Genomic DNA, 24,513 nt, shown 5'->3' with positions numbered 1-24,513 from the left:
GGCGGGAGGGGTCAGAGCATCTCGAGGTTGCTGCGCAGCTCGTACGGGGTGACCTGGGCGCGGTACTCGGCCCAGTCCTTCCGCTTGTTGAGCAGCACGAAGTTGAACACCTGCTCGCCGAGGGTCTCGGCGACGAGCTCCGACTCCTCCATCAGCGAGATCGCGCGGTCGAGGCTCGCCGGCAGCGGGCTGTAGCCCAGGGCGCGGCGCTCGGCGTCCGACAGCGTCCAGACGTTGTCCTCGGCCTCGGCAGGGAGCTCGTAGCCCTCCTCGATGCCCTTGAGTCCCGCGGCCAGCAGCAGCGAGTAGGCGAGGTAGGGGTTCGCGGCCGAGTCGAGCGCACGGTACTCGATGCGCGACGACTGACCCTTGTTGGGCTTGTACAGCGGCACGCGAACGAGCGCGGAGCGGTTGTTGTGGCCCCACGACACGTAGCTCGGCGCCTCGTCGCCGCCCCAGAGCCGCTTGTAGGAGTTGACGAACTGGTTCGTCACCGCGGTGATCTCCGGGGCGTGCTTGAGCAGACCGGCGATGAACTGGCGGCCGAGCTTGGACAGCTGGTACTGCGCGCCCTGCTCGTAGAACACGTTCATGTCGCCCTCGAAGAGCGAGAGGTGCGTGTGCATGCCCGAGCCGGGGTGGCCGGAGAGCGGCTTGGGCATGAAGGTCGCGTAGACGCCCTGCTCGATCGCCACCTCCTTGATGACCGTGCGGAAGGTCATGATGTTGTCGGCCGTGGTCAGCGCGTCCGCGTAGCGGAGGTCGATCTCGTTCTGGCCGGGGCCCGCCTCGTGGTGGCTGAACTCGACCGAGATGCCGAGGTCCTCGAGCATCCTGACCGAGCGGCGGCGGAAGTCGTGCGCCGTGCCGCCGGGGACGTTGTCGAAGTAGCCGGCAGAGTCGACGGGCTCGGGGCCCTCGGCGCCGAACGTCGACGACTTCAGCAGGTAGAACTCGATCTCGGGGTGCGTGTAGAACGTGAAGCCGCGCTCGGCCGCCTTTGCGAGCGTGCGCTTGAGCACGTTCCGCGGGTCGGCGACGGCGGGCTGGCCGTCGGGCGTGGTGATGTCGCAGAACATCCGCGCCGTCGGGTCGATCTCGCCGCGCCACGGCAGGATCTGGAAGGTCGACGGATCCGGGTGCGCGAGGACGTCGGCCTCGAACGAGCGGGTGAGTCCCTCGATGGCCGAGCCGTCGAAGCCGAGACCCTCGGCGAACGCCCCCTCGACCTCGGCCGGAGCGATCGCGACCGACTTGAGCGTGCCGACGACGTCCGTGAACCAGAGGCGAACGAATTTGATCCCTCGCTCTTCAATGGTGCGAAGAACGAAGTCCCGTTGCTTGTCCATCAAGGCCCTTCCTGTTTCGCTCCCAGGCTAGTGGCTCCGCCCCTCCCCTGCTGGGCGCCCGGCCGTTCCCCGCGGTGCCCCGACGGGGCGCGGATAGACTCGACCGCATGTCAGCGCAGCCCGTGAAACGCGTGAGAACCCGCCACTTCCAGACCGCGAAGGACTCGGGGGTGCGGATCACCGGGCTCACCAGCTACGACGTGCTCACGGCCCGCATCTTCGACCAGGCGGGCATCGACTTCCTGCTCGTGGGCGACTCCGCCGGCAACACGGTGCTGGGCTACGACACGACCCTGCCGGTCACCGTGGACGAGCTGATCCCGCTGGCCCGGGCCGTCGCGGGCGCCGTCGAGCGCGCGTTCGTCGTCGCCGACCTGCCCTTCGGGTCCTACGAGTCGGGCGCGGACGACGCACTGCACACCGCCTTCCGCTTCATGAAGGAGACGCACGCCCACGCGGTGAAGCTCGAGGGCGGCGTCCGCTCCGCGGAGCAGATCCGGCGGATCGTCGAGGCCGGCATCCCGGTGATGGCGCACATCGGCTTCACCCCGCAGAGCGAGCACGGCCTCGGCGGGCACATGATCCAGGGCCGCGGCGAGGGGATCGAGCAGCTGCTCGCCGACGCCCGCGCGGTGCAGGAGGCGGGAGCGTTCGCCGTCGTCCTCGAGATGGTGCCGAGCGAGGCCGCCCGCCGAGTCACCGAGGAGCTCAGCATCCCGACGATCGGCGTCGGTGCCGGCCCGCACGTGGACGGTCAGCTGCTCGTGTGGACCGACTTCGCCGGGCTGACCACCGGCCGAGTACCTCGCTTCGTCAAGCAGTACGCCGACCTGCGCGGTGTCCTCACCGGCGCGGTGACCGCGTTCCGCGAGGACGTCGAGGCCGGTGCGTACCCCGGAGCCGAGCACAGCTACGAGTAGCGGGGCGGGACCCGGATCAGCGCGGGATCAGCGGTCCTCCGCGTCCTCCTCGTCCCAGCGGCGGGTGTTCTCGCGCATCTTCTCGAGAGCGTGGGACGCCTCCTCGCGGGACGAGTAGGGGCCCGCGCGATCGACGGACGGGGACTGGAAGCCCTGCTCCACCGCGCCGGACTTGAGGTTGTACCACCAGGAGTTCGCATCACCGTCAGACATGCCGCGATCCTACGCCGGGGCCGGTCGCCGGTCGCTCCCCCTCGCGCCTCGCTAGCATGGCCGGTATGACTGCTGCTGCGACCGCGATCGGAATCGACATCGGAGGGACCGGCATCAAGGGGGCGTACGTCGACCTCGGCGAGGGTGCCCTCCTCAGCGACCGGATGAAGGTCGCCACCCCCGAGGGCGGACGCCCGAAGGACATCGTCGCCACGGTGCAGCAGATCCTGGGCATGCTCCCGGACGCACCGGCCGACACCCCGGTGGGGATCTGCTTCCCGGCCGCCGTGGTGCACGGGCGCACCATGTCCGCCGCGAACGTCTCGGACGAGTGGATCGGCCTCGAGGCCGAGAAGATGTTCGAGGACGCCATCGGCCGCGACATCTTCTTCGTGAACGACGCCGACGCCGCCGGGTACGCCGAGTCGCGCTTCGGCGCGGCGAAGGACAAGAAGGGCCTGGTCCTGATGACCACGCTCGGCACCGGCATCGGCACCGCGCAGATCTACGACGGCGTCCTCATCCCCAACGCCGAGCTCGGCCACCTCGAGATCCACGGCGGCGACTACGAGAAGAAGGCGTCCTTCGCCGCGAAGGAGCGGGACGACCTCGACTACAAGCACTGGGCCAAGCGCCTGCAGCGCTACTACTCCCATCTCGAGGCCCTCCTCTGGCCGGACCTGATCATCGTCGGCGGCGGCATCTCGAAGCACCACGAGGAGTTCCTGCCCCTGCTCGACCTGCGCACCCCGATCGTCCCGGCCGCCCTGCGCAACAACGCGGGCATCCTCGGCGCCGCGGCCCTGGCAGGCGGCGGCGTCCGCCGCTGAGGCGGCGCGCTCTTCCGCGGCGGTCCCCGCCCGCCGCGGCGCCATCGGCCCCGACAGGTGGCCGCGTTCCGCAGGGCGTCTCGCCTTCGGCTACGACGAAACGCTGGCACGCGTTTCGCCGGTTCGCCTCGCTGCGCGAGAGCGGTCTGCAGGGTCGGCGCCTCTGACGCCCGCTCCCTCCATGCTGGTCGAGTAGCCGCGCAGCGGCGTATCGAGACCCACGGCACCGAACGGCGGCCCCGAGCCCGCGTCCAGCAGGGGCGGATCTTGATACGCCCTCAGCGAGAGCTACTCGATCAGCATGCGCGCCAGGACGACACTCTTCAGGAGCATGCGGAAGCAGGGCCGAGGCGAGCCGGAGAAACGCGTGCCAGCGTTTCTCCGGAGCCGAATGCGAGACGCTCCGCGAAACGCGACCACGCACCCAGACCGACCGCGGCGCGGCGGGCAGGGACCGCCGCGCAAAGGGGCGCAGCCGGCCACGAGACGCGAAAGGCCCCGCTGTGCGGGGCCTTTCGTGGCGAAGGGGTCGGCTATTACGCCGGGTTCTGTTCACGCCGCGCCTCTCGGCGGGCGCTGGACGGCCATCTCTCTCGGGGGCACGTCGCCGTGACCCTCCAGCGGTCTACCCGAGGACCCGACGAGCAGCCGCATCGTCCTCTGTCTGACCTTGCTCCGGGCGAGGTTTACCGAGCGGACCGGATCACTCCGGCCCCTGGTGGTCTCTTACACCACCGTTTCACCCTTACCGCGGGCCGGGGCCCACGGCGGTCTGTTCTCTGTGGCACTGTCTCGCGGGTCGCCCCGGGTGGGTGTTACCCACCGCCCTGCTCTGCGGAGCCCGGACGTTCCTCGGCGCCGGGGCTCTCACCTCGGCGACGCGACCGTCTTGCCGGCCCGTTCGCGGATCCAGTGTACGGGCCGGGTCAGGCGAGCGTCGACTCGTCGCCGCGGACCAGGATGCAGCCGCTGTCGGGGCAGAGCACGACCTGGTCGGGCGCGGTGGTGCGGATCCAGGCGAGGTCGGACTCGGTGAGAGCGACACCGCTCCCCTCCGACACCTTGCCGCGCAGGAGCGCAGCGCCGACGCCGTAGCGGGCGCGCTGCTTCTCGTAGAGCTCCACCAGGTCGGCCGGGATCTTCTCGACGAGCGAGGCGCGGTCGCGGGCGAGCGCCTCCTGCTTGCCGGCGAGCTTCTCGGCCTGGGCGTCGCGCTCCTCGGCGAGGGTCGCGATGCCGGCGACGACCTCGTCGCGCTCGCCCTGGGCGGCGGCGACCTCGGCCTCGATGCCCTCGATCCGCTCCATCAGCGTCAGCTCGATGTCCTCGAGGTCGCCGCGGCGCTTGACCAGCGAGGTGATCTCGCCCTCGAGCGCGGCGATGTCCTTCGCGGACGAGGCGGTCTGCAGCCGGTCGCGGTCGCGGGCGAGGCGCTTGTCGACGACCTCGACGTCGGACTCGATGCGGCCGAGCTCGGTGCGGGCGTCCTCGAGGCGGCCGTTGCGCTCCGCGAGGGTGCGGCGGGTCTCGTTGTCGCGGGTCTGCATCGCCTTGATCGCCGCGATCTGCGGCAGGGTGGCGACGGCGTGACGGAGCTGGTTGCCCCTCGTGTCGAGACTCTGCAGAGTCAGGAGCTCTCGCTGGTCGGCGGGGCTGGCAATCACGTCGCGGTCCTCGTTCCCGGCACGGAGGGTGGGCGTGCCGGCTCCATTCTCGCGCGCTCGCGGAGCATCAGTGGACGATGGCGAAATCCCAGGGGTCGGTGCGGGTCTCGCTGACGTCGACGACGACCCCCGGCAGCGCGGTGCGCAGGGCCTCCGCGGCGACGTCGAGCCAGAGCCACTCGCTCGCCCAGTGCGAGACGTCGAGGAGCGCCGGTCCGGTGCCGTGGCGGGCCTTCTCGCGCGCCTCCGACGCCGGGTGGTGCCGGAGGTCGGCCGTGATGTAGACGTCGCTCGTGCGGACCGCAGGGCTGTCGAGGAGGGAGTCCCCGGCTCCGCCGCAGAGCGAGACCCGACGGATGGGCGCCTCGTAGTCGCCGGCGGCACGGACTCCCCCGGCGGTCGCGGGCAGCAGCTCGGCGACGGCGCGGGCCAGGCGGCCGAGCGTGACCTCCTCGGCGAGGTCGCCGACGCGGCCGAGGCCGACCGACGGGTCCTCGCCGGGGACCAGCGGCGTCGTGCCGGTGAGCCCGAGTCGCGTCGCGATCACGTCGGAGACGCCGTCCGCCACGATGTCCGCGTTGGTGTGCGCGGAGACGAGCGCGCAGCCGTGCCGGATGAGCTCAGCGAGCAGGCGGCCCTTGTAGCCGTCCTCCGCGATCGAGGTGACCCCGCGGAGCAGGAGCGGGTGGTGGGCCAGGAGGAGCTGGTAGCCGCCGCCCACGGCCTCGGAGACAGTGTCGGCGACGACGTCGACCGTGAGGAGGATCCGCTCGACCTGCGCGGCCGGATCACCGGTGACGAGACCGGGAGCGTCCCAGTCCTCCGCGGCCCCCTCGGGCCAGAGACGGTCGATGACGGCGTGGACGTCGCGCAGCGTGGGCATGCGTCCAGGGTAGGGCCGCCGCTCCCCCGCCGGAGTGCGCCTCAGTGCCCGTCTCAGTGCGCGTGGTCGGTCTCGACGGCGCGGATGGCGGCGTCGGACGAGCCGACCTCGTCGTCCAGGTCCGCGGCGAGGAAGTCCTCCGACTCGGGGAGACGCACGGTGAGGCCGGCGTACTGCTCGACCGCCAGCTCGCCGCGCAGCCCGGACGCCGCGAGGACGTGGCCGCCGGCGGTGCCGCTCGCGTCGACGAAGTGGGTGTGCAGCCCGGCGACGCTGATGCCCTGGAACGGCTTCGGGCCGTAGAAGCCGACGATCGTGCCCTCGACGTCGCTCAGGTGCACCTCGCGCTGGTCGCGCATCGCATCGGCGAGGCGGAGGTACGGCTTCACCTGGGCGATCGGCTGCCGCAGCGTCAGGTGCCTTATGCCGCCGCGGAGCCGGACGCCGACGAACACGTTCGGGCTCGGCACGGTGCGGCGCACGGCCGTCAGCAGGGCGTCGAGCGACGGCACCGCCTCGACCGTCTCCGTGCTGTCCGGAGCGAACCGCGCCAGCTCGGCGAAGGCGATCGTGTCCTCCGGCTCGAGGACGACGACCGAGCCGTCGCCGCGGAAGAGGTGGTGCACGCCGTCGAGCACGACCAGCTCGCCCTCCATGTGGTCGCCGCAGCCCAGCCCGAAGTCGCCGGCCTCGTCGGCCTCGGCGCGCGTGACGACGCCGTCGAACAGACCGGCCAGCAGCGCGTCGACGATGGAGAACTGGGTGATGAGGCCGCGCGGCGCGGTCGGAGTCGGCATCCCGCCATTCTGGCGGAGCACTCAGCTCTCCAGCGCCAGCCGGTACCGCTCCCGCGCCATGCGGTCCGCCGTCTCCGCCGCACGCCCGAGCCGCGCCTGCCGGTCCGGATCGAACGCGAGGAAGTGGAAGGCCGCGGGCACCGGGGTCAGCCCGCGCAGCCGCTTGAAGCGGTGCGCGCTCTTGCCGAGCCACACGTGCTCCACCCCGGCCCCGATCGCGAACTCGGCGGGATCGAGGTAGCCGAGCGTCGCATAGAGACGGTCCGGGACTCCCCGGGACGGACGCGCCCAGCGCAGGACGTGCATCGTCGTGTCGTCGTGGATCGCCATCGCGAATCCGACCGGCCGCTCCCCGTCATCGACCGCGACCCGCATCCGCGCGCCCGGGAGCACCGAGAAGGAGCCGAACGCGTCGTCGGTGAACTCGGCTCCGTGGTGCCTGTGGTCGGCCATGAACTCGCGGTGCAGCCGCGGGGCGAACGCCTCGTCGCCCGGCTGCCAGTCCCGGATCGTGCAGCGCGTCCGGGCGAAGTGGTTCCGGTCACTTGCGAACTGCTTGCGGGCCGTGCGGGGCAGGGCGGCGAGGAGGCCGTCGAGGTCGGCGTGCCCGCCGGTGTCGAGGCGCCAGTCGGCGTCGGAGAACACCGCTCGGAATCCGAGGTCGGCCAGCAGGCTTCCTCTGTCCCCGTCGTCGAAGTCCACCCAGGGCACGACGACCCCGTCGAGCCCCCACGTCCGGCACTCCCGGCCGACCCGCTCGAGGAGGGGGGCGAGAGCCGTCGGGCAGCCGTAGAGGGTGTGCCGGAGGCGCACCGGCGTACCCACGATCAGCCAGCGCTCCCCGGTCGCCGCGCGTGGGACACCGAGCAGGCGCGGGAGATCGAAGCTCAGCGGGATCCGCTCGCCCGAGTACTCGAACCCGACCACGGCGACGCTCTCGTCCTCGGACCACCAGGAGCGGAGGTGCACGTCGCCGGCGAGCGAGTCGCGGAGGAACGCGAGCGTCGGGGACCGGCGCATCGGGTCGTCGGCCAGAGCGTCGAGGAGATCGGCGGGCACGCGGACGACGCTCGACGCACCGTGGCGCCTGATCGAGTGGTGAGACATCCCAGGGATGGTAGGCACCGACTCGGAGGTCTCGTGCGCTGGCGCAGGATGATCGCTCGCCCGAAGCTGCGCCTCAGGAAACGAGAGAAGCCCCGCGCTTCCGGAGAAGTGCGGGGCTCTCTGCCTTGCGGTGGATCCGAGGGGATTCGAACCCCTGACCCCCTGCATGCCATGCAGGTGCGCTACCAGCTGCGCCACGGACCCTTGGTGCGCTTCTCGGACTCGAGGCACCGGCCTTGCGGCCCGCTCCTCCGCCCGGCGGAAGCAACTCGAATAAACTACAACACGAAATGCCTGGAGTGAAATCGAGCGGCGACGCCGGGCGTGTTCCTCAGTTCGAGGAGGCTGCGGAGTCGGCGGGGACGGCGTTCGCCACCGTGATCGGGACGACCGGGCAGTCCTTCCAGAGGCGCTCCAGCGAGTAGTACATCCGGTCCTCCTCGTGGAAGACGTGGACGACGAGGTCGCCGAAGTCGAGCAGGATCCAGCGGCCCTCAGCGCGGCCCTCGCGGCGCAGGAGCTTGGCGCCGAACTCGTTGAGGCGGTCCTCCACCTCGTTGGCGATGGCGACGACGTTGCGCTCGGAGCGCCCCGTCACCAGGAAGAAGATGTCGACGAGCGGCAGCGGTCCCGAGACGTCGAGCGCGACGAGGTCCTCCCCGCCCTTGGAGTCGGCGGCGGTGGCCGCGAGGTCGAGCAGGGCGCGGGCGGAAGCGGTCGCAGTCATGAAGCCTTCAGTGTCGGTGGTGGATCAGAAGATGTTGAGGACGAAGCCGCCGATGAACAGCGCGATCGAGGCGACCAGCAGCACGGCGGCGGTGATGGCCAGCACGACGGGGACGCTGACGGCGCGGCGCTTCTGCGGGGCGATCATCGCGGTGCCCGCGGCGTGCGTGGAGACGGCGCTCGACGCCCGGACGGGCTCCGAGTCGGAGGCGGGCTGCTCGCGGTCGATGCGGTCGACGTAGCGGTCGACATCGGGCGAGTCGTAGAGGTTGGGGTGCTGACCGGTGGAGCCGAGGCTGCGCGGCAGGTCGAAGGAGCCCGTAACGAGCACCTCCCCCGTGTCCGTGCGGACGGGCGACGCGTCGCCCGCGGTCGGCAGGATCAGGGCGTTCGTCGTGGTGACGGCGCCCGTCGCGGCGACTCCGCTCGCGATGAGGGAGTCGAAGGAGGCGTCGACCTCCTCCTTGGACTTGCTGTCGAGCTCGTCGGTGATGGCCAGGTGCTCGATCGGCGGGTGGAAGCTGCCGGTGATCTCGGTCGCCTTCTCGTCCGCGATGTCGAGCGTGCCGACGGTGGCGAAGAGGGCGGTGTTGAGCTTGGGCTGCTCGGGCTCGTCGACCTGCTGCTCGGACTCGTCGACCGGGTGCTCGGCAGCGGACGTCTCGGCAGCGGGCTCCTCGGGAGCGGACTCCTCGGGAGCGGACTCCTCGACGGGGGCTTCGGGCACGGCCTTCGCGGGATCCTCCGCGGCGTCGGCGGGCGCGGCCTCGGGGGTCGCGGCGACCTGCTCCGCCTGCTGCTGGGCGAGCAGCGCGCGGAGCTCGCGGCGGGTGAGCGTGCTGCGGTCGACGCCCTCGGGCAGCACGACCTCGATCGCGGAGGTGCTCAGCTCGGGCTCGGCGGCGGGGGTCGGCGCGACGACGGGGACGCGCAGGGCCTGGGTCGCGGTGAGGACGGGCATCTCGCCCGCGGCGGTGACGGACGCGGTCGCGGCGCGGCGGGAGGTCGTCGGTGCGGCGGCGGGCGCGGCGCCGGCCGCGGCTCGCTCGCGCTCGCGGATCTCGCGCCGGGTGAGCGGCGCGCCCTCGTGCTGAACTGTCATGGCGTGCTCCGATACAGGTGGTGCTTCGAGATGTACTGGACGACACCGTCGGGAACCAGATACCAGACCGGATCACCCCGGTTCACGCGGCTCCGACAGTCCGTCGAGGAAATCGCTAGCGCCGGAATTTCCAACAAGGATACGTCCTGAGCCGGCAATCCCGAAACGGACAGGGCGTGACCCGGCCGGCTGACGGCGACGAAGTGCGCCAGCTCCCAGAGCTCGTCGTAGTCCTTCCAGCTCAGGATCTGCTCGACGGCGTCGGCTCCCGTGATGAAGAACAGCTCGGCGTCGGGGTGCGCGAGGTGGATGTCCCGGAGCGTGTCGATCGTGTACGTCGTGCCGACGCGATCGATGTCGACGCGGCTGACGGTGAAGCGCGGGTTGGACGCGGTCGCGATGACCGTCATCAGATAGCGGTGCTCCGGCGGCGTGACCGTCTTCTTGTGCCACGGCCGGCCGGTCGGCACGAAGACGACCTCGTCGAGGTCGAAGGACTGCGCCACCTCGGAGGCGGCGACGAGGTGCCCGTGGTGGATCGGGTCGAAGGTGCCACCCATCACACCGATGCGCGGACGCCGCGGGTCTCCGCTCGCGGCGGACGTCACGATCGCAGGGCCGCCGGACTAGTGGCCGTGGCCGTGGGAGTCGTGCGAGCCGGCACCGGTCTTGTGCGAGTGGCGGTTGGCGACGTCGCGGTAGCTCCACGTGACGAAGCCGAGCGCGGTGAAGGCGACGACGGCGATCAGCCCGTAGACGATGGTCGGCATCGGCAGCTCGGTGTGCGCTGCTTCAGCGAGGACGGTCGTCACGAGGGACATGCGGTGCTCCTTGGAATCGGGATCGCCCACTCAGGGCGTCGTCGAGTCTACCCGGACACCGCCGCGAGCCGGGTGCGGTGCTAGGAGCGGACCTGACCGGACCCGCGCAGCAGCCACTTCGTGCTCGTCAGCTCGGGAAGTCCCATCGGGCCGCGGGCGTGCAGCTTCTGCGTCGAGATGCCGACCTCGGCGCCGAAGCCGAACTCGCCGCCGTCGGTGAAGCGGGTGGACGCGTTCACCATCACCACCGCGGAGTCGACCTCGGCGAGGAAGCGCTCGGCGCTGCGCAGGTCGTTCGTGACGATCGACTCGGTGTGGTGGGTGGAGTAGCGGGCGATGTGGTCCATCGCCGCGTCGAGGTCGTCGACGACGGCGACCGCGATGTCGAGCGAGTAGTACTCGGCCGTCCAGTCCTCCTCGGTCGCGGGCACCGCATCGGCGACGATCGCGCGGACCCGCTCGTCGCCGTGCACGGTCACGCCGGCGGCGGCGAGGCGGCCGAGGACCGGCGGCAGGAGCCGCTCGGCGGCGTCGCGGTGCACGAGCAGCGTCTCGAGCGCGTTGCAGGTGCTCGGGCGCTGGGTCTTGGCGTTGTGCACGATGTCGACGGCCCACTGCTCGTCGGCGCTGGCGTCGAGGAAGACGTGCACCACTCCAGCGCCCGTCTCGATCACCGGCACGGTCGACTCGGTCACGACCGACTCGATGAGGCCGGCGCTGCCGCGGGGCACGAGCACGTCGACGTAGCCGCGGGCGCGCATCAGAGCCTTGGCGCCCTCGCGGCCGAAGTCGTCGACCGTCTGGATCAGCTCGGCGGGCAGGCCGACGGAGGCGACCGCCTCCTGCAGCAGCTCGACGAGGACGCGGTTGGTGTTCTCGGCCGCGCTGCCGCCGCGGAGGATCACGGCGTTGCCGCTCTTGAGCGCGAGGGCGGCGATGTCGATCGTGACGTTGGGGCGTGCCTCGTAGATGGCGCCGACGACGCCGAAGGGGACGCGCACCTGGGTGAGCGAGGCGCCGTTGGGCAGGTTCGAGCCGCGGACCGTCTGGCCGACCGGGTCGACGAGACCGGCGACCGCGACCACGGCGTCCGCGAGGGAGCCGAGGCGCACCTCGTCGAGGCGGAGGCGGTCCTGCAGGCCGGCGCTCATGCCGTTCTCCCGGCCGTTCGCGAGGTCGAGCTCGTTGGCCGGGACGATCCGCTCGACGGATCCGCGGACGGCGTCGGCGATCGCGAGGAGGGCGCGGTTCTTCAGGTCGGTCGTCGCGCTGCGCAGCGACCGGGAGGCCGTGCGGGACGCGGCGAACCGCTCGGTCAGGACGGAGCTGTCGAGGGTCGTCTGCGGCATCCGGCCAGTGTATTCGCCGACCGCCCCTCGCCGGGGGCAGTGCCGAGGAGTCAGACCTCCTCGGCGTCGCCCACCAGGTCGTCCTCGTCCGAGACGCGCCAGACGCCGCCCTGGCGCTCGCGGTCGAGCTCGGCACGGGCGGCCGCCTTGGCGTCCATCCGCTCGAGGTAGTTGTCGCGGCGCTCGGCGCGGGTCTTGCGGTTGTTCTCCTCGAGCCGGAGGTCGGTGCCGCGCGGTGCGGTGATCAGCTCCGCCGTCGAGGTCAGGGTGGGCTCCCAGTCGAAGACGACGCCGTCGCCCGGGCCGATGACCACGGTCGAACCGGCGACGGCCCCGGCCGAGAAGAGGCCGTTCTCGACGCCGAGCTTCGCGAGGCGGTCGGCGAGGAAGCCGACGGCCTCGTCGTTGGTGAAGTCGGTCTGGGCCACCCAGCGCTGCGGCTTGGTGCCGAGCACGCGGTAGACGTTGCCGTAGGAGCCGCCCTCGACGCGGATCTCGTAGTCCTTCTCGTCGACGGCGCGCGGGCGGATGGTGATCCGCTCGACCTTGGGCTCGGCCGCGAGGGCCAGGCGGTGCTGCTCGACGATCTCGCCGAGGGCGAAGGTCAGCTGGCGCAGTCCGGAGTGCGAGACGGTCGAGATCTCGAAGACGCGGTAGCCGCGCGCCTCGAGGTCGGCGCGGACGAAGTCGGCGAGCTCCTGGGCCTCCGGCACGTCGACCTTGTTCAGGGCGATCAGCTGCGGGCGCTCGAGGAGCGGCACCTGGCCGTCGCCGACCGGGTACGCGGCCAGCTCGCCGAGGATGATGTCGAGGTCGGTCAGCGGGTCGCGGCCGGGCTCGAGCGTGGCGCAGTCGAGCACGTGCACGAGCGCGGTGCACCGCTCGACGTGGCGGAGGAACTCGAGGCCGAGGCCCTTGCCCTCGCTCGCGCCCTCGATCAGTCCCGGGACGTCGGCGACGGTGTAGCGCGACTCCCCCGCCTGGACGACGCCGAGGTTGGGGGCGAGGGTGGTGAACGGGTAGTCGGCGATCTTCGGCTTCGCTGCCGAAATGGCGGCGACGAGGCTGGACTTGCCGGCCGAGGGGAAGCCCACGAGCGCGACGTCGGCGACGGTCTTCAGCTCGAGGACGACGTCGCCCTCCCAGCCGGGAGTGCCGAGCAGCGCGAAGCCGGGGGCCTTGCGCTTGGTGGTGGCGAGCGAGGCGTTGCCGAGGCCGCCCTGGCCGCCGGGGGCGATGACGAAGCGGAGCCCCGGCTCGTCCATGTCGAGCAGCTCCTCGCCCGTGGGCGACTTGACGACGGTCCCGACCGGGACCATCAGCTCGAGGAGGTCGCCGTTGCCACCGGCGCGGTGGTCGCCCATCCCGGGGCCGCCGTTGGCCGAGGAGCGGTGCGGGTGCCGGTGGAAGGCGAGCAGCGTGGTGGTCTGCGCGTCGGCGACGAGGACGATGTCGCCGCCGTGACCGCCGTTGCCGCCGTCGGGGCCGGCCAGCGGCTTGAACTTCTCGCGGCGGACGGAGACGCAGCCGTTGCCGCCGTGCCCGGCGCGCAGGTGCAGCGTGACGTTGTCGACGAAGGTGACCATGGTGTGTTCCGTCCGATGGGGAGGTGGCGGCGTCGGAGTGTCCGACGCCGGGTGCCGAGGTGCGCGGCGCTCACGAGCACGTGGCTCGCGGTGAGGGTGCCGCAGCAACGCGCAAGGGGCGAGCCGAAGCCCGCCCCTTGCGTCCTGTGCCTGCTCGGCCGAGGAGAGCTGCCTAAGCGGCGGCCACCACGATGTTGACGACCTTGCGGCCGCCCTTCTGGCCGAACTCGACCGCACCGGCCGAGAGGGCGAACAGGGTGTCGTCGCCGCCACGACCGACGTTGACACCGGGGTGGAAGTGGGTGCCGCGCTGGCGGACGATGATCTCGCCCGCGCTGACGACCTGACCGCCGAAGCGCTTCACGCCGAGACGCTGCGCGTTCGAGTCGCGACCGTTGCGGGTGGAGCTTGCGCCCTTCTTGTGTGCCATTTCTCATCTCCTCGAGACCGGGGGGCCGCAGCCCCGTGCTGATGCTCTGCGGAGCGATGGCTCCCGCCGCAGATCAGCGAAGTGTGGGTGTTACTTGATGCCCGTGACCTTGACGCGCGTGAGGTCCTGACGGTGCCCCTGGCGCTTCTTGTACCCGGTCTTGTTCTTGAACTTCTGGATGATGATCTTCGGACCGCGGAGCTCCTCGAGCACCTCGGCCGTGACCGACACCTTCTCGAGCGCCGCGGCGTCCGAGGTGATGGAGTCCCCGTCGACGAGGAGCACGGCAGCCAGCTGCACGGTGCCGTTCTCGTCGGCCTTGATGCGGTCCATCGTCACGATGGTGCCGACCTCGACCTTCTCCTGCCGGCCACCGGCGCGCACAACTGCGTAAACCACTTCTCGTACCTGTTTTCTCATCTGGACGGCGCGTGAGCGCTGTCCGGGGCTTGTAAGGACGGGGTCGGACCCCGGTCTTCCCGGTCGTACCCGTCTCTCGTACGGGACGAGGGGACCGGCACCGCGGCTCGCACCCCGTGAGGGGCCGAGCGGCAACGGAAATCTGCGTGAGCACATGGATCGCGCCACACCAACGGTCAAGAGTACGGGATCCGTGCTCCCCGGTCAAACGCGCACCGCCCCGGAGGGGGTGCCGCTCAACCGACGACCCCGCCACGATAGTGCAGGCCGCGCCGCGGATCGGGCAGGCGCGCCGCCTACGATCGACGGATGGCGATCCTCCTCGACGCGGCGCGCTGGCCCGCCCACGACACGCTATGGGCCCACCTCGTCAGCGACTCCTCCCTGGAGGAGCTGCACGCCTTCGCACGCCGCGTCGGGCTGCCGGAGCGCGGCTTCGACCTCGATCACTACGACGTGCCCGCCGCGCGTCGCGAGGAACTGCTGGCGGCGGGTGCCGTGCCCGTGAGCAGCCGGGAGCTGGTCGAGCGGCTCCGCGACAGCGGACTGCGCGTGAAGGGCCGGGACCGGAACGCGGAGAGGGCCCGGCGCCGGCTCTCGCCGGGCACCGGGCCCCACTGATCCTCGCCGGTCGCGCTACTGCGCGCGGCGCGGCGTCTGCTCGGGCACGACCGCGATCCCGGTGAGCGCCGCCGTGGTGACGCGACGGCTCTTGGCGCGGCCCTGGCCGGGCTGCTTGGGTGCGGGCAGCGCATCGAGGACGGAGTCGAGCAGGTGCTCGGCGACCGCGCTCGGCACCCGGCGCTCGGTCACGACCGGCGCGGGCGGGATCGGGATGTCGAGGATCGGGACCACCGGGGCCTGGGCCGCAGGAGCCTCGGCCGCGACGGGCTGCGCCGCGGGCTCCTGCGCCGCGGGCTCCTGGGCCGCCTCGCGGGCGGCGGGAGCGGACTCCTGCTGCTCGCCGGACTCCGGCGTCTCCTGGCGCGGCTCGCGGTCGCGGCCCCGGCGACGGCGCTCGCCCCGGGCGGGACGCTCGCGGCGGCCGGACGACTCGCCCTGACGCTCCGCGGACTGCTCGCCCGACTGCTCGGCGGACGGATCGGCCGGCTGCTCGGCCTGCTGCGTCTCCGCGGTGGTCGTGGCCTCGTCGACGAGCGCGACGGCCTCCTCCGCGGCGTGGCGGACGGCGGCCGGGTGGATCGTGCTCGCGGCGATCTGCGCGAGCGCGTTCTTGGCGTCGTCGGTGATGGCGTGGGTGCTGACCGGCTTGGAGCCGTTCTGCGCGCCGGCGCCGTTCTGGGCGCTGTAGCCGTTCTGACCGGCCGAGCCGCTGCGGCCGTTCGAGGGCTGCTCGCCGGCGGGCTTGCCGCCGCGGCGACGCTCCTGCTGCGGAGCGGCGGTCGATCGGTGCTTGACCACCGGGTCGTGCTGGACGATGACGCCGCGGCCCGCGCAGACCTCGCAGTTCTCGCTGAAGGTCTCGAGGAGGCCGAGGCCGAGCTTCTTGCGGGTCATCTGCACGAGGCCGAGCGAGGTGACCTCGGCGACCTGGTGCTTGGTCCGGTCGCGGCTCAGGCACTCGACCAGGCGCCGGAGCACGAGGTCGCGGTTGGACTCGAGCACCATGTCGATGAAGTCGACGACGATGATGCCGCCGATGTCGCGCAGCCGGAGCTGGCGGACGATCTCCTCCGCGGCCTCGAGGTTGTTCTTGGTGACCGTCTCCTCGAGGTTGCCGCCGGAGCCGACGAACTTGCCGGTGTTCACGTCGACGACGGTCATGGCCTCGGTGCGGTCGATCACGAGCGAGCCGCCGCTGGGCAGCCAGACCTTGCGCTCGAGGGCCTTCTCGATCTGCTCGGTGATGCGGAACTCGTCGAACGCGTCCTGCTCGCCGGAGTAGACCTGGACCCGCTCGAGCAGGTCGGGGGCGACCTGGCTGAGGTAGAGCTCGATGGTCTCGCGGGCGTCGTCGCCGGCGATCACCATCTTCTCGAAGTCCTCGTTGAAGACGTCGCGGACGATCTTGATCAGCAGGTCGGGCTCGCTGTGCAGCAGCGCCGGCGCCTGGCCGGTCGCGGCCTTGGTGCTGAGCGCGGTCCACTGCGCGGTGAGGCGCTCGACGTCGACCGTCAGCTGCTCCTCCGTGGCGCCCTCGGCGGCGGTGCGGACGATGACGCCCACGTTCTCGGGGAGGACCTCCTTGAGGATCTTCTTGAGGCGCGCGCGCTCCGTGTCCGGGAGCTTGCGCGAGATGCCGTTCATCGAGCCGTTGGGCACGTAGACGAGGTAGCGGCCGGGGAGCGAGATCTGGCTGGTGAGGCGGGCACCCTTGTGGCCGACCGGGTCCTTGGTGACCTGGACGAGCACGCGGTCGCCGGGCTTGAGCGCGAGCTCGATGCGGCGGGGGCCGCCGGCGTTGTTCGCGGCGTCCCAGTCGACCTCGCCGGAGTAGAGCACGGCGTTGCGGCCGCGCCCGATGTCGACGAAGGCCGCCTCCATGCTGGGCAGGACGTTCTGCACGCGACCGAGGTAGACGTTGCCGATCAGCGACGCCTCCTGCGAGCGGGCGACGTAGTGCTCGGCGAGGACGCCGTCCTCGAGCACGCCGATGCGGATGCTGTCCTCCTTGGAGCGGACGACCATGACGCGGTCGACGGCCTCGCGGCGGGCGAGGAACTCGGACTCGGTGACGACCGTGCGGCGGCGGCCGGCGTCGCGGCCGTCGCGGCGGCGCTGCTTCTTGGCCTCCAGGCGGGTCGAGCCCTTGATGCGCTGCGGCTCGGTGATGAGCTCCGGCTCGCGGGGCTCGCGGGGCTCGCGCTGCTCGCGCGGCTGACGGACCCGGACGACGGTGTTCTCGGGGTCGTCGGAGCCGCCGCGGTCGCTCTCGCCGCTGCGGCGACGCGAGCGGCGGCGGACGGAGCCCTGCTCCTCCTCCGGCTCGTCGCGCTCCTCGCGGACGCCGAGCGGGGCGCCTCGGGGCGGCAGCGGGGTCAGCTGGACGTAGTCGGGCAGGATCGGCGCCTGGAAGAGCAGCGACGTGCTCGGCAGCGGCGGGCGGCGGGGAGCGGACTCCTCCGTCGCGGACTGCTCGGCGGCGGCCGGCGACTCCGGGCCGGCGGTGAAGAAGGCGGCACCGGTCGAGGCCGGCCCTTCCGTCTCGCCGGGCTCGGCGCTCGCGTCCGGCGCGGTGGTCTGCTCGGTGTCCTGGGCTGCCGTGTCCGGGGCGGCGGTGTCCGGCCCGTTCTGCTCGGCGTCGTTCGTGTCGATGATCGTTTCCCCTGTCGCTGATGCGCTCGATCCGGCCCGTCGGTTCGTCCGACGGCCACCGAAGAGGCGACTGATCTTCCTGGCCCCGCTGCGGGGCTCGTCGCGGTCCGGTTCGGATCCGCCCGTGCTGTTGTCTTCCACCATTCCTGGTGCACTCCTCGGCCGGGTCGTGCGCCGCGCCGTCGACCCGGATGCTGTTCTCGAGCGACGGGCCTCGGCCCGCCGCGAATCCTTCCGCTCCCCCGGTCCCGTCGCTCACGTGGCGCAGGACTCCGGTTGCAGCTTCTCCTCGGAACTGACTATCCGACACGTGGAGATGCGTCGCGCTCATTCGCGGAACGCTGTCGATCTCCTGTGGCCCGGTGCTCGCCCGGTAAACCTTCTTCGCGTCGGTGCGGGATCTTCCGGGCCGACGGCTCCGATTATCGCACGCATTCCCAGAGCCGCCGATTCGCCGCGTGCCATAATCCCCCGGTGTCCAGCGATCCCGAGGTGCCGAGCGCCCCCACCCAGCAGCGTCCGGTCCTCTTCGCGGTGCTCCTGATCGTTCTCGGCGTGGTCGGCTGGATCGCCGCGTTCACGCTGACGCTCGACAAGTTCACGTCGCTCAGCGGATCGTCGGAGGCCCTCGGCTGCGACTTCAGCCTGCTCGTGCAGTGCAGCGCCAACCTGAAGTCGGCGCAGGGCGCGATCTTCGGCTTCCCGAACCCGCTGATCGGCGTCGCGGCGTGGATCGCGCCGATCGTCGTCGGTGCCGGGCTGCTCGCGGGGGCGCGCTTCGACCGCTGGTTCTGGGCGCTGTTCAACCTCGGCTTCGTCCTCGCCCTCGCCTTCGTCGGCTGGCTGATCGCGACGAGCATCTTCGCCCTCGGAACGCTCTGCCCCTGGTGCATGCTCACCTGGGCCGTCGTCATCCCCGGCTTCTGGCTGGTGACCCTCCGCAACCTCCGCGAGGGCGTCTTCCCGGTTCCCGCCGCGGTCCGCCGCTTCGCCGGCGCCGCGTACGGCTGGGTGCCGTTCATCACGATCGTCTGCTACCTGGTGATCGCCGTGATCGCCCAGGTGCGCCTGGACGTGCTGTCCTACCTCTGACGCTGACGGGCTGACGGCCGGCGCCGCCCCGGGAGGTGGAGGATCTCGATACGCCCGCTCCGCGGGCTACTCGATCAGCATGCGTGGGGGCCAGCCCACTGCCGAGCGCATGCACGGGATCCCGGGCCGCGGGGCGCGCCCTTCATTGCTGGTCGAGTAGCCGCGCAGCGGCGTATCGAGACCCACCGTCGTCAGGACGGGAGCTTGCAGACCCGCCTGCTGACCCCGGTGGATCTCGATACGCCCGCTGCGCGGGCTACTCGATCAGCATGTGCGCCCCCGTCCCCACCTAAGAGGACCAGCCCGCCCGGGCAGCTCTCGCCGAAGGACCTGAGCACGCGGGCGACCGCCTCGGAGGCGCATCCGGGAAAGCGCGTGTCAGCGCTTTCCCGTCGCCGAGCGCAGGACGCTCTGCGGAACGCGCCCGCCTCCTAGAGCCGACCGCGGTTTCGCGGATTACCGCGAAACACCGCGGAGCGCGAGCTCTCGCGGAGGTTGGCCTCTCAGGCGAACCAGAGCGAGAGCTCGCGTTCCGCGGATTCGACACCGTCGCTGCCGTGCACGAGGTTCTGCTGGACCTTGAGGCCCCAGTCGCGGCCGAGGTCGCCGCGGATGGTGCCGGGAGCGGCGGTGGTGGGGTCGGTCGTGCCGGCGAGGGAGCGGAAGCCCTCGATGACGCGGTCGCCGGCGATGCGGAGGGCGACGATGGGGCCGCTCTCCATGAACTCGACGAGGGGCTCGTAGAACGGCTTGCCCTCGTGCTCGGCGTAGTGGGCGGCGAGCAGCTCGCGGTCGGCCTCGACGAGCTTGATGTCGACGAGCGAATAGCCCTTCGCCTCGATGCGGCGGAGGATCTCGCCGGTGAGGTTGCGGGCGACGCCGTCGGGCTTGACGAGGACGAGGGTCTCCTGGATGGCCATGGTTCAGCGGTCTCCTTAGGTGGGGGTGGGGTCGGTGGGCCCGTCCGCCGCGCGGCGGTCCTGGGTGTCGAGCTTGGTGCCGGTGACCATGCAGTAGGTCCACAGGGCGACGAACGCCGCGCCGATGACGAACATGATCGGCACCAGGACACCGGTGGCCACGATAACGAACTGGAGGACCCAGCCGATCCGGAAGCCGGCCGGCCGGTTGAGCAGGCCGAGCGTCGCGACGAGGGCGAGGCAGACGACCGCTCCCCCGACGAGGACGATCACCGGGTCGGCGGCCTTCAGCCCGAAGGCGACGAGCGTGGCGAGGAAGACGATGACGGCCTCGAAGCCGAGGACGATCGAGCCGAGGCTCTCGCGGACCGTCCGATTCCGGCGCGAGCGGCCGGCCCTCACGCGCCGAGCCAGTTCTCGTCGCGCGCGACCGTCATCGTCCGTCCGACGAGGGTGATCGATCCGGTCACGAGCAGGGCGCCCTTGTCCGTGCGGGCGGCGAGGAGGCGGCCGGCGGTGAGCGCGCCGTCCGGATCCTCGGCGACGCGGACCGACTCCGCGGGGAACACGGTGCGGGCCAGCTCGGCGAGCTCCTCGGCCGGGACTCCGCGCTCGCTCGGGGCGGTCGTGACGATGAGCTCGTCGACGACCGGCCGGAGCGCGCGCAGGATGCCCTCCGCGTCCTTCTCGGCGAGGACGCCGAGGACCGCGGTGACGCGGTCGAAGTCGAAGTAGCGCTCGATCGCGGCGGCGAGGGAGGCCGCGCCGTGCGGGTTGTGCGCCGCATCGACGACCGTGCGCGGCGACTGGCCGACGATCTGGAGGCGGCCGGGCGAGGTCGCCGCGGCGAAGCCCTCGTCGAGGACGTTCCCGGTCAGCTCCTGCGTGCCGCCGCCGAGGAACGTCTCGACCGCGGCGATCGCGACCGCCGCGTTCTCGGCCTGGTGGTCGCCGAAGAACGGCAGCAGAAGCTGCTCGTAGCCGGTGACGAGACCGCGGACGGAGACGAGCTGGCCGCCTACGGCGACCGTGGTCGACTCGACGTCGAAGTCGGCGCCCTCGAACACGATCGTCGACTCGGTCAGCTCGGCCGCCTGTCGCAGCACCGCCTCCGCCTCCGGGGTCTGCTTCGCCGACACCACGGCGGCCGCGGGCTTCACGATGCCGGACTTGGTGCGGGCGATCTCCTCGATCGTCGCTCCGAGCTGCCGGGTGTGGTCGAGCGCGATCGGCGTGAAGACCGCGACCTGCGCGTCCGCGACGTTCGTAGAGTCCCACTCGCCGCCCATGCCGACCTCGATGACCGCGACGTCGACCGGAGCGTCCGCGAAGGCCGCGTAGGCCAGCACGGTGAGAGCCTCGAAGAACGAGAGCGTGCTCTCGCCCCGGCCGACGAGCTCGGCGTCGGTCATGGTGAGGTAGGGCTCGACGTCGAGCCAGTTCGTGGCGAGGCTGAGGTCGGAGATCGGCGCGCCGTCGATGACGATCCGCTCGTTGAAGCGCTCGAGGTGGGGGCTGGTGAAGAGGCCGACCCGCAGCCCGTGGGCGCGGAGCAGGCTCTCGATCATCCGGCTGATCGAGGTCTTGCCGTTGGTGCCGGCGACCTGGATGACGGGGTAGGCCTGCTGCGGGTCGCCCATGTAGTCGACGGCCCGCCGCGTCGGCGCGAGCCGCGGGCGGGGGCTCGCCTCGCCGAGCCGCTTCAGCAGTTTCGCGTAGACGGCGTCGGCCGCCTCACGCGCGAGCCGGGCGTCCTCCTCGGAGTAGCGGTCCTTGTCAGACATCGGAGGCCTCCACCTTCTCGACGCGGATGATGGCGGTGCCGGCGGGCCCGAAGGTGATCGCACCCTCGCCGCCCTCCAGCGCAGTGGTGAGCGCGGCGAACCCGAAGCCGGTCGCGAGGGTCTCCTCGGCGATCCAGAGCGCGTGCGGCTCGAGGGCCGCCATGCTCATCTCGTCGAGGACGATCTCGAGCTCGATGCGGTCGCTGACCTCGAAGCCGGCGGCCTTGCGGGCGTCCTGAACGGCGCGGATCAGGTCGCGGGCCAGGCCCTCGGCCTCCAGCTCCGGCGTGGTCGCCGTGTCGAGCAGCACGAAGCCGCCGCGCGGCAGCAGCGCGATCGCGCGGTCGTCGGCTCCCGAACCGCCGACCTCCAGGGTCAGCTCGTACTCGCCCTCGACCAGCTCGACGCCGCCGGCGGTGACGACGCCGTCGGTCTCGCTCCAGTCGCCGGCCTTCGCGGCCTTGATGACGGTCTGCACGCCCTTGCCGAGGCGGGGGCCCGCGGCGCGCGCGTTGACGGAGAGGCGCGAGGTGACGCCGTAGTCGGCGGCGCTCGACTCGACCAGCGGGACCAGCGACACCTCCTTGACGTTCAGCTCGTCGCGCAGGATCGCCTCGAACGGCGCCAGCTCGGCGGCGTCGTCGACGACGACCGTGAGCCGCGCGAGCGGCAGGCGGACCCGGAGGCCGGCCTGCTTGCGCAGCGACAGTGCCGTGGACGAGATGCCGCGGACGGCGTCCATCGCGTGCACGAGCGACTCGTCGACCGGGAACTCGGCGGCGTCCGGCCAGTCGGCCAGGTGCACGCTCCGGCCGCCGGTCAGGCCCTGCCAGATCTCCTCGGTCATCAGCGGGAGCAGCGGCGCGGCGACCCGGCAGACGGTCTCGAGCACGGTGAAGAGCGTGTCGAACGCCTCCGTGCCGCGGCCCTCGGTGTCGACGCCCTGCCAGAAGCGGTCGCGCGAGCGGCGGACGTACCAGTTGGTCAGCACGTCGGCGAAGTCGCGGAGCGCCGCCGCCGCGAGGGTCGAGTCGAGCGCCTCGAGGTGGCCGGTGACGGTCTCGATCAGGTCGTGCGTCTTGGCCAGCAGATAGCGGTCGAGCACATCCTCGGAGTCGGTGCGGCGGGTCGCGCTGTAGCCCTCGCCCGCGGCGTCGACGGAGGCGTTCGCGTAGAGCGAGAAGAAGTACCAGGTGTTCCAGAGCGGCAGCAGCACCTGGCGCACGCCCTCGCGGATCCCCTCCTCGGTGACGACGAGGTTGCCGCCGCGCAGCACCGGGCTCGACATCAGGAACCAGCGCATGGCGTCGGAGCCGTCGCGGTCGAAGACCTCGGCGACGTCCGGGTAGTTGCGCAGCGACTTGGACATCTTCTGCCCGTCGTTGCCGAGGACGATGCCGTGGCTGACGACGTTGCGGAAGGCCGGGCGGTCGAAGAGCGCGGTCGAGAGCACGTGCAGCGTGTAGAACCAGCCTCGGGTCTGCCCGATGTACTCGACGATGAAGTCGGCCGGGTTGTGCGAGTCGAACCAGTCGGAGTTCTCGAACGGGTAGTGCACCTGCGCGAACGGCATCGAGCCGGAGTCGAACCAGACGTCGAGCACGTCGCTGATGCGGCGCATCGTCGAGCGGCCGGTCGGGTCGTCGGGGTTCGGGCGGGTGAGCTCGTCGATGTACGGACGGTGCAGGTCCTCCGGACGCACGCCGAAGTCGCGCTCGAGCTCGTCGAGCGAGCCGTAGACGTCGATGCGCGGGTGGTCGGGGTCGTCGCTCTTCCAGACCGGGATCGGCGAGCCGAAGTAGCGGTTGCGGCTGATCGACCAGTCGCGCGCTCCGGAGAGCCACTTGCCGAACTGGCCGTCCTTGACGTTCTCGGGCACCCAGGTGATCTCCTGGTTCAGCTCCTCCATCCGGTCGCGGATCGCGGTGACGCGGACGAACCAGCTCGAGACGGCCTTGTAGATCAGCGGGTTGCGGCAGCGCCAGCAGTGCGGGTAGCTGTGCTCGTAGCTGGCCTGGCGGAGCAGGCGGTGCTGCGCCTTGAGCAGCTGCGTCAGCGGCTTGTTGGCCTCGAAGACCTGCAGGCCGGCGACCTCGCTGATCTGCGGCAGGAAGCGACCGCCGTCGTCGACGGAGATGATGACGGGGATCCCCGCCGCCTCGCAGACCTTCTGGTCGTCCTCGCCGTAGGCCGGCGCCTGGTGCACGATGCCGGTGCCCTCGCTGGTGGTCACGTAGTCGGCGACGAGGATGCGCCACGCGTTCTGCGTGCCCCACTGCTCGGTGTCGGCGTAGTGGTCCCAGAGGCGGTCGTAGCTGATGCCCTCGAGCTCGCTGCCGCGGTGCGTGCGCGAGACCGCGGCCAGCGCCGACTCCGCGTCCTCGTAGCCGAGGTCCTTGGCGTAGGCGCCGACCTGGTCGATGGCGAGGAGGTACTCGGCCGAGAGCTCGCGCTCCTCCGGCTCGCCCTTGCCGTCGGCGGCGCCGTTCGGGCCGGCCGCCAGCACGGCGTACTCGATGTCGGGGCCGACGGCGAGCGCGGCGTTGGTGGGCAGGGTCCACGGGGTCGTCGTCCAGGCGAGGGCGCGGACGGCGGTGAGGTTCAGCGCCTCGGCCGTCTCGCCGACGAGCGGGAAGGTGACCGTGACCGTCTGGTCCTGGCGCATCTTGTAGACGTCGTCGTCCATCCGCAGCTCGTGGTTCGAGAGCGGCGTCTGGTCGCGCCAGCAGTAGGGCAGCACGCGGTGGCCCTCGTAGGCGAGGCCCTTGTCGTAGAGCCGCTTGAAGGCCCAGATCACGGACTCCATGAAGGTGGGGTCGAGGGTCTTGTAGTCGTTGTCGAAGTCGACCCAGCGCGCCTGGCGGGTGACGTAGTCCTGCCACTCCCCCGTGTAGCGCAGCACCGACTCCTTGGCGGCGGCGTTGAACGCGGCGACGCCCATCTCCTCGATCTGCGACTTGTCGGTGATGCCGAGCTGCCGCTCCGCCTCGAGCTCGGCGGGGAGGCCGTGGGTGTCCCAGCCGAAGCGGCGGTGCACCTGCTTGCCGCGCATCGTCTGGAAGCGGGGGAAGACGTCCTTGGCGTAGCCGGTCAGCAGGTGCCCGTAGTGCGGCAGGCCGTTGGCGAAGGGCGGGCCGTCGTAGAAGACCCACTCCTGGGCGCCCTCGCGGGAGCGGATCGACTCCTGGAAGGTGTCGTCGGCCTTCCAGTAGGCGAGGACCTTCTCCTCGATCTGCGGGAACCG

Annotated in this window: 23 protein-coding genes, 1 tRNA gene and 1 other RNA gene; 4 read left to right on the top strand and 21 right to left on the bottom strand. The window is 71.5% G+C overall.

All coding sequences use genetic code 11. The features are described 5' to 3' along the window. Positions 1-11: 11 nt before the first annotated feature. Entirely contained in the window at positions 12-1,349 is a 1,338-nt protein-coding gene (locus tag EDF22_RS07250; protein ID WP_123445837.1) for a glutamine synthetase family protein, read from the bottom strand. A gap of 107 nt (positions 1,350-1,456) precedes the next feature. On the opposite strand from EDF22_RS07250, the gene panB reads away from it, so the two are divergent. Further along, a complete protein-coding gene (panB, locus tag EDF22_RS07245) occupies positions 1,457-2,269 on the top strand; it encodes a 3-methyl-2-oxobutanoate hydroxymethyltransferase (RefSeq protein WP_123703541.1) in 813 nt (270 codons plus the stop codon). A 27-nt stretch (positions 2,270-2,296) separates the two neighbouring features. Here the strand turns inward: panB and EDF22_RS07240 are convergent, their stop codons facing one another. Next, positions 2,297-2,482, bottom strand: a complete 186-nt coding sequence (locus EDF22_RS07240) for an SPOR domain-containing protein (RefSeq protein WP_123445835.1) — start codon at positions 2,480-2,482, stop codon at positions 2,297-2,299. Between the two features lie 65 nt (positions 2,483-2,547). Between EDF22_RS07240 and ppgK the strand changes: the two genes are divergently transcribed. After that, positions 2,548-3,312, top strand: coding sequence for a polyphosphate--glucose phosphotransferase (gene ppgK, locus EDF22_RS07235; protein WP_123703533.1), 765 nt, complete (start codon positions 2,548-2,550; stop codon positions 3,310-3,312). 521 nt (positions 3,313-3,833) lie between these two features. On the opposite strand, the gene rnpB is transcribed toward ppgK, so the two are convergent. The 14 genes from rnpB to rplU form a co-directional block, all read right to left on the bottom strand. Further along, positions 3,834-4,212, bottom strand: an RNA gene (rnpB, locus tag EDF22_RS07230) — RNase P RNA component class A. 26 nt (positions 4,213-4,238) lie between these two features. Continuing rightward, entirely contained in the window at positions 4,239-4,976 is a 738-nt protein-coding gene (locus EDF22_RS07225; protein ID WP_123703531.1) for a zinc ribbon domain-containing protein, read from the bottom strand. 67 nt (positions 4,977-5,043) lie between these two features. Further along, positions 5,044-5,859 carry a Nif3-like dinuclear metal center hexameric protein gene (locus EDF22_RS07220; protein ID WP_123703529.1) on the bottom strand — a complete coding sequence of 272 codons (816 nt, stop codon included), beginning with the start codon at positions 5,857-5,859 and terminating at the stop codon, positions 5,044-5,046. A gap of 53 nt (positions 5,860-5,912) precedes the next feature. Then, positions 5,913-6,656 (bottom strand): acetolactate decarboxylase, encoded by a 744-nt coding sequence (locus EDF22_RS07215; protein WP_123703527.1) that lies wholly within the window; start codon positions 6,654-6,656, stop codon positions 5,913-5,915. 21 nt (positions 6,657-6,677) lie between these two features. Then, positions 6,678-7,763, bottom strand: a complete 1,086-nt coding sequence (locus EDF22_RS07210) for a peptidogalycan biosysnthesis protein (protein ID WP_123703525.1) — start codon at positions 7,761-7,763, stop codon at positions 6,678-6,680. 131 nt (positions 7,764-7,894) lie between these two features. Continuing rightward, positions 7,895-7,967 (bottom strand) — tRNA-Ala (locus tag EDF22_RS07205). A 127-nt stretch (positions 7,968-8,094) separates the two neighbouring features. Beyond that, positions 8,095-8,490 carry a ribosome silencing factor gene (gene rsfS / locus EDF22_RS07200; protein ID WP_123703523.1) on the bottom strand — a complete coding sequence of 132 codons (396 nt, stop codon included), beginning with the start codon at positions 8,488-8,490 and terminating at the stop codon, positions 8,095-8,097. Between the two features lie 24 nt (positions 8,491-8,514). After that, positions 8,515-9,591, bottom strand: a complete 1,077-nt coding sequence (locus EDF22_RS07195) for a hypothetical protein (protein WP_123703521.1) — start codon at positions 9,589-9,591, stop codon at positions 8,515-8,517. Beyond that, positions 9,588-10,199: a nicotinate-nucleotide adenylyltransferase gene (nadD, locus tag EDF22_RS07190; protein ID WP_123445827.1), complete on the bottom strand. Its 612-nt coding sequence runs from the start codon at positions 10,197-10,199 to the stop codon at positions 9,588-9,590. Before nadD ends, EDF22_RS07195 begins: the two co-directional genes overlap by 4 nt. Before the next feature lie 18 nt (positions 10,200-10,217). Continuing rightward, a complete protein-coding gene (locus EDF22_RS07185; RefSeq protein WP_123445826.1) occupies positions 10,218-10,412 on the bottom strand; it encodes a hypothetical protein in 195 nt (64 codons plus the stop codon). Between the two features lie 80 nt (positions 10,413-10,492). Next, positions 10,493-11,761 carry a glutamate-5-semialdehyde dehydrogenase gene (locus tag EDF22_RS07180; RefSeq protein WP_123703519.1) on the bottom strand — a complete coding sequence of 423 codons (1,269 nt, stop codon included), beginning with the start codon at positions 11,759-11,761 and terminating at the stop codon, positions 10,493-10,495. Between the two features lie 50 nt (positions 11,762-11,811). Then, complete coding sequence (obgE, locus tag EDF22_RS07175) at positions 11,812-13,347, bottom strand: GTPase ObgE (protein WP_123703517.1); 1,536 nt, start codon at positions 13,345-13,347, stop codon at positions 11,812-11,814. A 172-nt stretch (positions 13,348-13,519) separates the two neighbouring features. Further along, on the bottom strand, positions 13,520-13,777 hold the full coding sequence (gene rpmA, locus EDF22_RS07170) for a 50S ribosomal protein L27 (protein ID WP_123445823.1): 258 nt from the start codon (positions 13,775-13,777) through the stop codon (positions 13,520-13,522). A gap of 90 nt (positions 13,778-13,867) precedes the next feature. Further along, on the bottom strand, positions 13,868-14,176 hold the full coding sequence (gene rplU, locus EDF22_RS07165) for a 50S ribosomal protein L21 (RefSeq protein ID WP_123445822.1): 309 nt from the start codon (positions 14,174-14,176) through the stop codon (positions 13,868-13,870). Positions 14,177-14,506: 330 nt separating this feature from the next. On the opposite strand from rplU, the gene EDF22_RS07160 reads away from it, so the two are divergent. After that, positions 14,507-14,818 carry a DUF4031 domain-containing protein gene (locus EDF22_RS07160; RefSeq protein WP_123703515.1) on the top strand — a complete coding sequence of 104 codons (312 nt, stop codon included), beginning with the start codon at positions 14,507-14,509 and terminating at the stop codon, positions 14,816-14,818. A gap of 15 nt (positions 14,819-14,833) precedes the next feature. Here the strand turns inward: EDF22_RS07160 and EDF22_RS07155 are convergent, their stop codons facing one another. Further along, positions 14,834-17,617, bottom strand: a complete 2,784-nt coding sequence (locus EDF22_RS07155) for an Rne/Rng family ribonuclease (RefSeq protein WP_123703513.1) — start codon at positions 17,615-17,617, stop codon at positions 14,834-14,836. A gap of 330 nt (positions 17,618-17,947) precedes the next feature. On the opposite strand from EDF22_RS07155, the gene EDF22_RS07150 reads away from it, so the two are divergent. Continuing rightward, a complete protein-coding gene (locus EDF22_RS07150) occupies positions 17,948-18,565 on the top strand; it encodes a vitamin K epoxide reductase family protein (protein WP_260303333.1) in 618 nt (205 codons plus the stop codon). Positions 18,566-19,068: 503 nt separating this feature from the next. On the opposite strand, the gene ndk is transcribed toward EDF22_RS07150, so the two are convergent. From ndk to ileS, 4 genes are read right to left on the bottom strand one after another with little or no spacing between them, the layout of a single operon-like run. Then, a complete protein-coding gene (ndk, locus tag EDF22_RS07145) occupies positions 19,069-19,485 on the bottom strand; it encodes a nucleoside-diphosphate kinase (protein ID WP_123703511.1) in 417 nt (138 codons plus the stop codon). Positions 19,486-19,500: 15 nt separating this feature from the next. Next, a complete protein-coding gene (locus tag EDF22_RS07140) occupies positions 19,501-19,887 on the bottom strand; it encodes a DUF4233 domain-containing protein (protein WP_260303332.1) in 387 nt (128 codons plus the stop codon). Further along, positions 19,884-21,269 (bottom strand): folylpolyglutamate synthase/dihydrofolate synthase family protein, encoded by a 1,386-nt coding sequence (locus EDF22_RS07135; protein WP_123703509.1) that lies wholly within the window; start codon positions 21,267-21,269, stop codon positions 19,884-19,886. The genes EDF22_RS07140 and EDF22_RS07135 overlap by 4 nt, the downstream gene beginning before the upstream one ends. Further along, positions 21,262-24,501: an isoleucine--tRNA ligase gene (gene ileS / locus EDF22_RS07130; RefSeq protein ID WP_397460152.1), complete on the bottom strand. Its 3,240-nt coding sequence runs from the start codon at positions 24,499-24,501 to the stop codon at positions 21,262-21,264. The genes EDF22_RS07135 and ileS overlap by 8 nt, the downstream gene beginning before the upstream one ends. Positions 24,502-24,513: the final 12 nt, after the last annotated feature.

The organism is Rathayibacter sp. PhB127 (assembly GCF_003751665.1).
GTDB lineage: Bacteria > Actinomycetota > Actinomycetes > Actinomycetales > Microbacteriaceae > Rathayibacter > Rathayibacter festucae.
The sequence above is the reverse complement of the archived record's forward strand: the minus strand, read 5'-3'. Positions and strand labels throughout refer to the sequence as shown.